Source organism: Hymenobacter tibetensis, from assembly GCF_022827545.1.
Lineage (GTDB): Bacteria > Bacteroidota > Bacteroidia > Cytophagales > Hymenobacteraceae > Hymenobacter > Hymenobacter tibetensis.
In genome coordinates this window covers 61,476-72,500 of the sequence record NZ_CP094669.1, presented here as the reverse complement: position 1 = coordinate 72,500, position 11,025 = coordinate 61,476, and the positions used below count along the sequence as shown (strand labels likewise).

The 11,025-nt window shown below is 55.3% G+C and carries 10 protein-coding genes and 1 rRNA gene (1 of these 11 cut by a window edge); 5 read left to right on the top strand and 6 right to left on the bottom strand.

The annotated features are described in order from the left end of the window. From MTX78_RS00330 to fdhD, 4 genes are all read right to left on the bottom strand, one after another. A 16S ribosomal RNA gene (locus MTX78_RS00330) occupies window positions 1-421 on the bottom strand; it reaches 1,092 nt to the left of the window's first position. A gap of 698 nt (window positions 422-1,119) precedes the next feature. Beyond that, window positions 1,120-3,696 (bottom strand): FdhF/YdeP family oxidoreductase, encoded by a 2,577-nt coding sequence (locus MTX78_RS00325; protein WP_243798869.1) that lies wholly within the window; start codon window positions 3,694-3,696, stop codon window positions 1,120-1,122. Between the two features lie 52 nt (window positions 3,697-3,748). Further along, the gene (locus tag MTX78_RS00320) at window positions 3,749-4,081 is read right to left on the bottom strand and encodes a DUF7009 family protein (protein ID WP_243798867.1); all 333 of its coding nucleotides are present in this window, start codon (window positions 4,079-4,081) and stop codon (window positions 3,749-3,751) included. 49 nt (window positions 4,082-4,130) lie between these two features. Continuing rightward, window positions 4,131-5,030, bottom strand: a complete 900-nt coding sequence (gene fdhD / locus MTX78_RS00315) for a formate dehydrogenase accessory sulfurtransferase FdhD (protein ID WP_243798865.1) — start codon at window positions 5,028-5,030, stop codon at window positions 4,131-4,133. Between the two features lie 135 nt (window positions 5,031-5,165). On the opposite strand from fdhD, the gene moeB reads away from it, so the two are divergent. The 3 genes from moeB to MTX78_RS00300 all read left to right on the top strand — a co-directional run bounded on the left by moeB (window position 5,166) and on the right by MTX78_RS00300 (window position 8,069). After that, window positions 5,166-6,299: a molybdopterin-synthase adenylyltransferase MoeB gene (gene moeB / locus MTX78_RS00310; RefSeq protein WP_243798863.1), complete on the top strand. Its 1,134-nt coding sequence runs from the start codon at window positions 5,166-5,168 to the stop codon at window positions 6,297-6,299. 153 nt (window positions 6,300-6,452) lie between these two features. Next, entirely contained in the window at window positions 6,453-7,619 is a 1,167-nt protein-coding gene (locus MTX78_RS00305) for a putative sulfate/molybdate transporter (protein WP_243798861.1), read from the top strand. Window positions 7,620-7,871: 252 nt separating this feature from the next. Beyond that, the gene (locus tag MTX78_RS00300) at window positions 7,872-8,069 is read left to right on the top strand and encodes a hypothetical protein (RefSeq protein ID WP_243798859.1); all 198 of its coding nucleotides are present in this window, start codon (window positions 7,872-7,874) and stop codon (window positions 8,067-8,069) included. Between the two features lie 104 nt (window positions 8,070-8,173). Here the strand turns inward: MTX78_RS00300 and MTX78_RS00295 are convergent, their stop codons facing one another. Further along, entirely contained in the window at window positions 8,174-8,971 is a 798-nt protein-coding gene (locus MTX78_RS00295; protein WP_243798858.1) for an alpha/beta hydrolase, read from the bottom strand. A 50-nt stretch (window positions 8,972-9,021) separates the two neighbouring features. Continuing rightward, entirely contained in the window at window positions 9,022-10,035 is a 1,014-nt protein-coding gene (gene moaA, locus MTX78_RS00290; RefSeq protein WP_243798856.1) for a GTP 3',8-cyclase MoaA, read from the bottom strand. Window positions 10,036-10,245: 210 nt separating this feature from the next. On the opposite strand from moaA, the gene moaD reads away from it, so the two are divergent. Together moaD and MTX78_RS00280 are read left to right on the top strand one after the other, a co-directional pair. Beyond that, on the top strand, window positions 10,246-10,488 hold the full coding sequence (moaD, locus tag MTX78_RS00285) for a molybdopterin converting factor subunit 1 (protein ID WP_243798854.1): 243 nt from the start codon (window positions 10,246-10,248) through the stop codon (window positions 10,486-10,488). 106 nt (window positions 10,489-10,594) lie between these two features. After that, window positions 10,595-11,023: a molybdenum cofactor biosynthesis protein MoaE gene (locus tag MTX78_RS00280; RefSeq protein ID WP_317258920.1), complete on the top strand. Its 429-nt coding sequence runs from the start codon at window positions 10,595-10,597 to the stop codon at window positions 11,021-11,023. The last annotated feature ends 2 nt before the right edge of the window (window positions 11,024-11,025 follow it).

Here is an 11,025-nt window from a genome sequence, read left to right as displayed (position 1 = left end):
GTTTACAACCCAGAAGGCCTTCATCCGGCACGCGGCATGGCTGGGTCAGGCTCTCGCCCATTGCCCAATATTCCCTACTGCTGCCTCCCGTAGGAGTCTGGCCCGTATCTCAGTGCCAGTGTGGGGGATCACCCTCTCAGGTCCCCTAAGCATCGTCGCCATGGTGGGCCGTTACCCCGCCATCTAGCTAATGCTACGCAACCCCATCCTTGACCAATAAATCTTTCCCAATTACCTGATGCCAGGCCGCTGGTATATGCGGTATTAATCCGCCTTTCGGCGGGCTATCCCCCAGTCAAGGGCAGGTTGGTTACGCGTTACGCACCCGTGCGCCACTAGTGTATTGCTACACCCGTTCGACTTGCATGTATTAGGCCTGCCGCTAGCGTTCATCCTGAGCCAGGATCAAACTCTCCATTGTATAAATATGCTTACCCTTAGCGAACTAAGAGCGATGTCGAGTGCTGACCCTACTCACTATTTGACGTTGTCGTCGTTTAATTCGTGTTGCTTGGTTTTCCGTGTTCAAGTATTAAATCACTGAGGATCTAACGTTTGAATCACTTACCATTTGTTTGTCTCAAACATTCAAAGAACGTATGCCCTTCCCGTTGGAAGAACCGTGTGACGACTCATTCAGGTCGTCTTTTTGTTACTCAACCGAGCGTCGTTTCGTTCGGGGTTGCAAAGGTAATCAGCTTTTTTCAGAAGTCAAGAAATTTTTAAAAATAATTTAAAAATTTCTTTTTGTCTGTTTCCTAAGCGGCTCTCTATTTCGAGCGGGGTGCAAAGGTAAGATGCTTCTTAGTTTCTTGTCAAGTGACAGAGAAAATATTTTCTCTCTAAACTTCCCTGATTCGCTACCCATGTGCCCTTCCTATTGAAGCGGGGTGCAAATATACTAGGTGGCCTTCCTTTTGCAAGGTTCCAACCCCATTTCATCAAACAAATTTCACTAAAAAAATATTTTTGGAACCCTACACAGCATATTACTTACTCATTTTCAACACCGTAGAGGAGTATTGTTCTTCATAGAAAAGCCTGTTATCCTGTCTATAGATGGATAGACAGGATAGCAGGCTTTTCTATGAAGAACTAGCTTATTATAGAAGCGAGGGACTACACCTCAGCCGCTACTTGCTCGGGGCGACGTACGCTCGTTCTTTCTTTTGCAGCTACTACGGTTACTACTACATACTTTGAGGTAGGCGTATTACTAACCTCTGCGACGCTGGAAATAGGCACTAAAGGGTTGGCTTCGGGGAAGTAGGCGGCCACGTTGCCTCTAGGAATGTCATAGGGAACCACCACAAACTTCTCAACGGTGCGTTGCTCGCCTTCGAAGTGGCTGGTTATATCAATTAAGTCTTTGGCTTTGAGGCCTCGGTCGGCGACATCCTGCGCGTTCATGAACAGCACCCGGCGTTCATTGTGGATACCACGGTACCGGTCGTTGTACTCGTAAATAGTGGTGTTGAACTGGTCGTGGCTGCGTACAGTCATTAAAACCAACTGGCCGGGTTCTAATGTATGCTTGTTTATAGTAGTGGCGGTGAAATTGGCTTTGCCGTTTTTGGTCGTGAATTTCCGCTCCCGTGGGCCGTTAGGCAGATAGAACCCGCCGGGGCGCCGAAGCTTCTCGTTGAAGTTTTCAAAACCAGGGATGACTCGGGCAATATGGTCGCGGATGACGTCGTAGTTTTCGGTCATGGCTACCCAGTCGGTGGTGGTCCGGTCGCCGAGGGTGGCAATGGCTACTCCGCTGATAATGGCTACTTCGCTCAGCATCTCCCCAGCCAGTGGTATCAGCGTGCCTTTGTTCTGGCTTACAACACCCATTGAGTTTTCGCAGGAGGTCATTTGGTGACCAGAACGCTGCATATCAATGTCGAGGTGAGTGAAGCACGGCAGCAACAGGCTGGTTTTTCCGGTGACGAGGTGGCCGCGGTTAAGCTTGGTGCCCACGAAAACAGTTAGGTTTTGCTTGCGCATTCCTTCTGCTATAAGTTCGGTGTCGGGGCCGGCTGCCAGCAGGTTGCCGCCAAGGCTGAAATACACCTTGGTTTTGCCTTCTACCATCGCCTTAATACTTTCTACTACATCGAAACCATCTTCACGCGGGGCCGAGAACTTGAACTCCTTCTCCAGGGAATCGAGGAACTCTTTGCTTACTCGCTCCCAGATACCCATTGTCCGGTCGCCTTGCACGTTGGAATGGCCACGGACAGGGCAAGTGCCAGCGCCAGGCTTGCCGATGGCTCCCTTCATCAACTGGAGGTTGACAATTTCCTGGATGGTTTGGACGCCGTTCTTTTGCTGTGTGACGCCCATTGCCCAGCAAGTGATGATCTTCTGTTTGGTGGCAATGAGGTTAGCCGCTTCCAGAAGCTGATAGCGCGAAATTCCGCTTAGCTCCTCAATATCTTCCCAACTAGTGTTGCGGATATTTTGCTCGAACTCTTGAAAGCCGGTGGTGTATTCGGCTACGAAGGCACGGTCAACTACCTGCCCCGGATTCAGGTCTTCTGCTTCGAACAAGTGCTTCATGATGCCGCGCAGCAGAGCCATGTCACCGTTCACCCGCACTTGCAGATACAAATCAGTAATAGGGGTGCCATCACCCATCAGGGCACCGAGGGCCCGGAATGGGTTCATGAAGTCCTGTGGGTTTTTGAAGTGGTTGAGACCTGCTTCAATCAAAGGATTGACGCTGATGATCTTGGCCCCATTACGCTTGGCCTTTTGCAGGGCCGTGAGCATGCGAGGATGATTGGTACCAGGGTTTTGGCCGATAATAAGAATGACTTCGGCTTCGTATATATCATTGAGCGTAACCGAGCCTTTGCCTAGCCCAAGGGTCGGGCTAAGGGCAGACCCGCTGCTTTCGTGGCACATGTTGGAGCAGTCGGGCAGGTTGTTGGTGCCAAACTCGCGGGCAAAAAGCTGGAACAGGAATGCTGGTTCGTTGGGTACCTTGCCCGAGGTATAGAACACGGCTTCATCGGGAGAATCCAGCGCGTTTAGCTCGTCGGCCACAATCTGGAAGGCTTCGGGCCACTCTATCTTCGTGTAGTACTCGGAGCCGGGGCGTTTTACGAGGGGGTGCGTTATACGACCCGTGTTGTTTTGGTCCCGGTCGGTGAGGCGGGAAAGCTCGGCCAGGGTGTGTTTGGCAAAGAAGTCGGGGCCAGCGGACCGGTCATCGGCATCAGAAGCCGTGGCTTTGGCACCGTTTTCACAGAACTCGGCAATGGATCGGTGGTCGTCGGGGTCGGGCCAAGCGCAGCTCGAGCAGTCGAAACCGTCTTTCTGGTTCATACCCAACAGGGCTTTGGAGCCCCGACCTACCCCCCCCTCGGTCCAGCTGAATTGCATGGACTTGATAACAGCCGTAACGCCAGCGGCTACTTTGGCTGGGCCTTCCAAGCGCAGGCCGGTTAGCTCTTCGGGGGGTTGGGCCAGAATAGGAAATAGGTACTTGGCATTGGCTGTTTCAGGAGCCGGAATGTGTCGTTTGGGCGCATCGGCACTGGCTTCGTGCTCGGCCATGGTTGGGTTGTCGGAATTGGTGTGGTAGTGGTCGGGGGCTGGTGCTTCACCCTGACTAGGACGCTCGCCGCTTTTGGGGGCATTGCTGGCTTTTTGCTCTTGCTGCTTGTTGGCCTGGCTAGGGTCGGTGAGGGGGGAATCTTCCATGGCTTGGTGGGGGTTACGGTGGGAATCTCTAGCACAACACAAAGGCAATCAGCTAGTGCTTACAGCCGAGGTCCTTTTCTACTAATATATGTACAACTTGGTTGTCGGCAACTGCGACGGTACCACGTAGGCTGACCTCCTCGGAAGAGGTCCAGGTGTCGGCAACGGAGGGGGGCAGGCGCACTACTACCCGGCCAGCCGTATAAGAGATGCCAAGGGCGGAATCAGTGGCCGTTTCGTCGCGCTGGAGCGCGTACACGAGTCGGTCGGAGACGGATGGGCCCAGGGGTACCACAGTTTCGAGGCGGCCTTCTTGCTGGAAAGCTTCCACTTCTTCGGAGGATAGGCGGAGGCGGAGCGTGTTGTCTTCGAGACGGAGTTTCATGAGCTAGGTGTGCTGATGGTTCGGGGGTGGCAACTGAGCTTTAGGGACCTTAGTTGGAGCCGGACGAAGCAAGGTGACCTGCTTCGGGTGGGAGACGCAGGCGCCATTCGTGGCAATACACGTTGTAGCGGTTTTGCCGCACGAAGCCACAGATGGTCATGCCGAAATTGCGGGCGGCGGAAACAGCTAAAGAGCTGGGAGCACCTACGGCCGTTAGAATTGGGATACCGGCCACGGCCGCTTTCTGTACGAGCTCGAAGCTGGCACGGCCGCTCACCAACAAGATGTGGTTGTGCAGTGGCAGCCACTCCTGTAGTAGGGCCGCCCCAATTACCTTGTCTAGTGCGTTGTGTCGGCCTACGTCTTCGCGCAATAGCAGCAACTCTCCTTCAGGCGAAAACAAGGCGGCGGCATGCAACCCACCCGTTTGCTCGAACAATGCCTGAGCAGCCCGCTGCTTGGCGGGTAACGTGTGGATCAGGTCGGGCGAAACGTAGGGGCCATGGGTGGGAAGAACAGGGCACGTTGCGGCATTAACGGCTTCGATGCTGGTTTTGCCGCAGACGCCGCAGCTGCTGCTGGTATAGAAGTGCCGCTCTAGGCGCGGCAGATCGGGGATGGCCGTGGGGGCTAGCTCGGCCCGCACCACATTTTCGCGCTCTTCTTCTTTTTCTACATCGGGGCAATAAATGACGCCGTGCAGTTCCTGCCGATTCCGAATGATACCTTCGGTGAGCAGAAAGCCGGCCGCCAGCTCGAAATCGTGGCCGGGCGTGCGCATGGTGATAGAGAGCGTGCGGTGTTCGCGCTGACCGGCAGGGCCATACCCAACCCGGATTTCCAGCGGCTCTTCCACCGCCAATACATCGGAAGCAGTGGCTGCGTGGTCGTCCTGCACTTTGTGCACGGTCACGTACTCGTAGCTGGTGGGTGGAAGAAAGACTTTCAAGTGAAAAAGACGAATTGTAAATTAAACTTCACAGACCGGAGCAGCCCTTTTGGTTGTTGTTTAACCTTGCGGGCCAGATAGAGGTTTCAATCATCGATGCGGCTACCCAACCCGAGTAGCCTTCCATTTCTTCTTTTGTACTTCTTACACAGCTGCCCCGTGCTTACCTCCGAGGAACGAAACCGCTACCGACGCCATCTGCAACTCCCCGAAATAGGTGAAGCCGGTCAGCTATTACTGAAAAACGCCCGTGTACTAGTAGTTGGAGCCGGTGGCTTAGGCTGCCCCGTGTTGCAATATCTGGCCGCCGCCGGGGTAGGCACCCTTGGCATCGTAGACGCCGACAAAGTGGAGCTGAGCAACTTGCAACGTCAGATTCTGTACGGGCCCCGTGATATTGGGCAGTTCAAAGCTGAAGTGGCAGGCCGGGTGGTCCGGCAACTCAACCCCTTGGTGCATACCGAGGTGCAGATGTGCCGCGTCACGCTGGGCAACGTCCGCGAAATTGTAACTAAATACGATATCGTGGTGGACGGGTCCGACAACTTCCCGACGCGCTACTTGCTCAACGATGCTTGCGTCAGTTTAAACAAGCCGCTGGTGTCAGGCGCTATTTATAAGTATGAGGGGCAGGTTTCGGTGTTCAATTACCAAGGCGGCCCCACTTACCGCTGCTTGTTTCCAAAGCAGCCTTCTGGCAAAGAAGCGCCGAACTGCGACGCCACGGGTGTGTTGGGCGTGCTGCCCGGTCTGATTGGTACTGCCCAAGCGGCTGAGGCCCTGAAAGTGGTGTTGGGTATTGGGGAAGTGCTGAACGGCCGCTTATGGGTGCTGGATGTTCTCACGTTCCAGACGCGCATCATGAAGTTTTCTCGGCGGCCGGAGTCGGCGGCTGTCAACCTGCAAACCGCTGACCCCGCCGACTACGCCGACCTGTGCGGCGCGGGCGTGAATGCCATTTCGGCCACGGAGCTTCAGCAACAACTGGAATCCGAACACGCGCCTTTCCTGCTGGATGTGCGCGAGCCAGAAGAGTACGTGGTCAGGCACTTGCCGGGCGCTACATTGCTACCACTCGGCAGCTTGGAAAAAGGTGTAAGCTCTATTCCGCGGCATCATCCGGTAGTGGTGTACTGCCAATCGGGGCGTCGGAGTGCCCAGGCCATCGAACGTTTGCAAACCAACTTCGGCTTTGCCAACCTGCTCAACCTGGACGGCGGCATACAGGCTTGGGCGGAACTTGAAGTGAACGAGCGGGTAAGCGAATAGCCAGCCGCTTGGACTTGGGGTACGCCAGTTCTGTGACTCGTCTGTAGTGTTTGTCTGCCCAATGAAATATTCGTCGGGTTCAGCTACCATAGCGCTTCAGCTCGTAGGCTTTTCGCGCGCTTGCGCTGTTGTTTTTCACTCTTGTAGTATCGTATGCCTCTCACCGCTCCTCCCCTGCCCCGCCGTCCGCGTCTGCGTTTCGACCGAAACGAGCTGGCAGGCGCTTTAGGAGACTTGGGCACCGACCTGCCTTTGCTGATTGGGGTGCTGGCGGCTTCTGGGGCCGATAGTGCCAGCGTATTGGTGATGTTTGGCTTGATGCAGGTGTTCTCGGGGCTGTGGTACGGCATGCCGATGCCGGTGCAACCCCTCAAAGCATTTGCAGCCCTGGTTATTGCGCAGAAGCTACCGGGCCGGGTGATTTACGGTGGCGGACTGGCTATCGGCATCAGCATGTTCTTTCTCTCGGTTACGGGCCTGATTGACTCTTTGGCGCGCCTAGTACCCAAGCCCGTGGTGCGCGGCATTCAGTTTGGGCTGGCGTTGCAGCTGGCTACCTTAGCCCTCAAACAGTACGTGCCCGCCGATGGCCTGCCCGGCTACGCGCTGGCTGCCGTTGGGTTTGTGGTTACGGTGGTGCTACTCGGCAACCGCCGCTGGCCGGCGGCGCTGGTTGTTATTGCGCTGGGTGTAGTGTACGCCCTGTTTTTCAAGCTCGACTTGGGCACTGCCCAACGTGCCATAGGGCTTCATCTTCCTTCCTGGCATACGCCCGCCTGGGCCGATGTTGCGCAAGGAGCCTTGCTGCTGGCGCTGCCTCAGATTCCGTTGTCGCTGGGCAACTCCATACTGGCTACTCGCCAAATAGCCCACGACTACTTTCCGGAGCGCAACCTTACCGTCAAGCAAATCAGCTTCACGTACGCCCTCATGAACCTAGTGAATCCGTTCCTGGGTGGCTTTCCGGTATGCCATGGATCGGGGGGCATGGTGGGGCACTACGCGTTTGGAGCACGCACGGGCGGCTCTGTGGTGCTCTACGGCGCGTTATTTCTGGTTCTAGGGTTGTTTTTCAGCCAAGGGTTCCAGCAAGTGGTGCAGATATTCCCGCTCCCGATTCTAGGTGTTTTACTACTGTTTGAGTCTCTGACCCTCGCGGCCCTGGTGCGCGACTTGGTAGCAGACAAAGCGGGCTTGCTGCTGGCCTTACTGACGGGTTTGCTTTGTGCAGGCTTGCCTTACGGCTATCTGGTAGGCTTGGTAGTGGGCACGGGCTTGCATTACGCTATGCAAAAAGGCTGGGTCGGAATTGGGAAGTAGGTTTTTCCATAGGGGAAGCTTATGCATAAGGCTAGATCTTTGAGGCACTATGCATGCGTTTTTGTAAAATTCTCAGCTTGTAGTTAGTGGATGAGCTCGAACGTTGCGTCACCCCCCCCACAATATTTATATTTCACGCTTCTAGAAGCTACGTATTTACAGCAAAAAGCCGCTTGTGTTTTACGTATGCGCTTACTAGAAAATCAGTGTTTACCGATAGTAAGCCAGCAGACAGTTTTGTGATATTGTGGTATGAAAACTGCCCCTCTACCCCTGTTGCAAAACGTAGAAAAGCGCCAACGAGCTGTTGCGTGGGCGCTTCGATTCGCTCAGAACACTACGTTGGACCCTGGCCCTTATGAACGCGCCTTGCTCGCTCGGTTCGTGGAAGGAAGCCTAACCATTGACCAGGTGCTGGAACAGCTCGAGCATAGCTCACCCGTGAAGTAAGCTCGTCATAATACCAGTTGTAGCCAGCATCACTCTATAGTTCAGTTTATAACTGATCTGGGCAGCATCAAGAGTACATCAGTTGAGCAACGGGCAACCCAATGCTACTGGCCCAAGAAATGCCCAATAGCCTCCTGATAAGCTAGGCTGTTGGTTATAGTGTTGTGTCCGACCCCAGGCAGCGTAATGAAGTGGTCTTGCGGCTTGAGTGCGGCTTTCAACGAGGCCGCCAACTGATAAGCAATTACCTCGTCTTGGTCGCCGTGAAAGATTACGATAGGAGACGTCACCTGAGGCAGTAGCTTGTAGGTAGCCATGGGGTAACGCACTAGGAAAGCAGGCACCCACGGATAATACTGCCGCGCCAAAGCACGTAAACTCGGGTAGGGCGCCTGCAGAAGCAGCAAGCGGGGCTGGTGCCGAGCTGCCAGCCAGGCCGCGGCGCCGGTACCCAGCGAGTACCCCACCAGAACTACTCGGTTTTCGGGGTACTCCGTGAGCAGGTGCTGATACACTGTTTCTACATCCTGCAGGAATTGCGCTTGGCTTTCAATCTGGCCGCCGCTTTTGCCGTAGCCCCGGTAGTCGAGGAGCAGCACCTCGTAGCCTAGGCGCGTGTACGTGGAAGCTTCTTCCCCCCAACTATCGAGGGCGCCCGCGTTGCCATGTAGGTAGAACACTAGGCCTTTGGACGCAGGCACCGTGAACAGAAGGGCATGCAAGCGGGTGCCGTCTGCTGTCTTGAACCAGCGCTCCTGAAACGGTGTCCCGAACGAGAAGCGGTAATTGGCGGCTAGCTTCTGCGGAAAGAACAATAGGCGCTCTTGCTGGAAATACACCAGTACGCACACCCCGAAGTAAAGCGCGCCACCTACGGCAAGCAACATAACCAGAAGCTTCATAACGCAGAACGAAATAGCAGCTACCCTGCAGTACGTGCAAAAACCGCGTATTAGCCGCCAATAGTCGACATCGACTCGAAGCTGAGCTGATGCAACGGGCGTTGGCGCTCGGCATCAAAGCCGTTGGCCGCTCGGTACCGGAAAGCTGTTGTGAGAGCCTCTATAATGGTAGCATCTGAAGACCCGCCCCGCAGCAACGCTTTTACATCGAGCACCCCTTGGTCGTAGAGGCAGGTTTTGAGGCCGCCTTCCGCCGTGAGCCGAATGCGGTTGCAGGTGCCGCAAAACGTACGCGAATAGGCCGCAATAATGCCTACGTGTCCCATATGGCCCGCAATGGTGTATTCGGAAGCGGTGGCTCCCGCCGGTACCGCTAGGGGAGTAAGCGCTCCGAAATGCTCTTCTAGGTGCTCCCGGATGCGGCGGTGGTTCCAGGGCAGCGTGGCGGGCGTAGCGGCGTGGCTGCCACCATTGAAAGGCATTTCCTCGATGAAGCGCACTTCCACCGGCAGCTCCCGCGTCAGTTCAGTGAGCGGCACAATGTCTTCGATGTTCTGGCCATCCATCACCACCGCATTGATTTTCACTTGGATGCCAGCAGTGAGCAATGCATAAAACGTGTCCATGACGCGGGGTAGCTCGTCGCGGCGCGTGATGCGGGCAAACCGGGCGCGGTCCAGCGTATCGAGGCTCAGATTGACGGCTTTCACACCAATGCGCGCCAGTTCGGGCACGTAAGGAGCCGTCAGTACCCCGTTAGTGGTCAGACTGATATCGTCGATACCAGGTAGCGCTGCCAGCCGAGTCATAAACGGCACTAAGTCGCGCCGCACGAAAGGCTCACCGCCGGTCAGGCGCACTTTGCGAACCCCTAGCCCGGCCATCAGGCCCACTAGGCGCTCCATTTCCTCGTAGGTAAGCAACTGCTGCTTGGGCATGTACTTGATGCCTTCTTCGGGCATGCAGTAGAAGCAGCGCAGGTTGCAGCGGTCCGTTACGGCTAGCCGCACGTACTCGAGCGGCCGGCCATGGGTATCATACAAAACAGACGGAACAGCGGACATAAGAGGCAAGGATTACGCAGATTTTAGAATTGCAGCAAGGCTGACGCAGACTTAACGTTTTTTTCAGGAAAACAGTCATTCTTCTCCCGTATGCGTAATCGGGCCTTGAAGTGTTCCGGCAGTAGTTTTGCGTGGTAGACAACCAGCCAAGGTGGTATCCGGTTTGGCATTTGCGTAATCTACGCCGGAAGTCGCATAAACTGAGGTGATATGAACTTGAAAATAGCTCTTTTTGGCATTGCCAAAGAAATAGTAGGCCAGTCGGTGTTGGAAGTGAATGCGCCGGAAGGCCAACCCGTAGAACAGTTGCTGGAGCAGTTGCGCACGCAGTACCCAGCCCTAAGCCAGCTCAGCAGCCTGGCCGTTGCCGTCAACAACGAGTACGCCGAAGACACGCAGCTTCTACAGGAGCGAGACGAAATTGCGCTGATTCCGCCAGTGGCCGGTGGCTAACCGCCCCTGCTGATACGCCAAGAACAAGCGGCAGGCAACCCTAGCTTGTCATGTTTCTTGGCTTGTGCTGCCCTGCTGTACTCCTTTCGTTGTCCTTCTCTTTTTCGTGCCCCCATTGATTACCATCGACCTCATTGATCAGCCCATTGACGTAGCCGCGGCCTTGCAGTTGGTGCAAGCGGATGGCGCCGGAGCGGTTAACGCTTTTATTGGTACCGTCCGCAACAAAAGCACCGGCCGGCCAGTCGTCCGCCTGGAATACGAAGCTTACGACAGCATGGCGCTGCACCAGCTCCGCAAGGTGGTGGTGCAGGCACAGGAGCAATGGCCCATGCTTGAAAAAGCGGTGGTCATTCACCGGAAAGGCACCCTGCAAATTGGCGACGTGGCCGTGATAGTAGCCGTTTCGACGCCCCACCGTGCCGAGAGCTTTGCCGCTTGCCAATACATCATCGACACCCTAAAGCAGGTAGTAACCATCTGGAAGAAAGAGTTTTACGAAGACGGCGACGTATGGGTAGCGGCCCACCCGTAGCC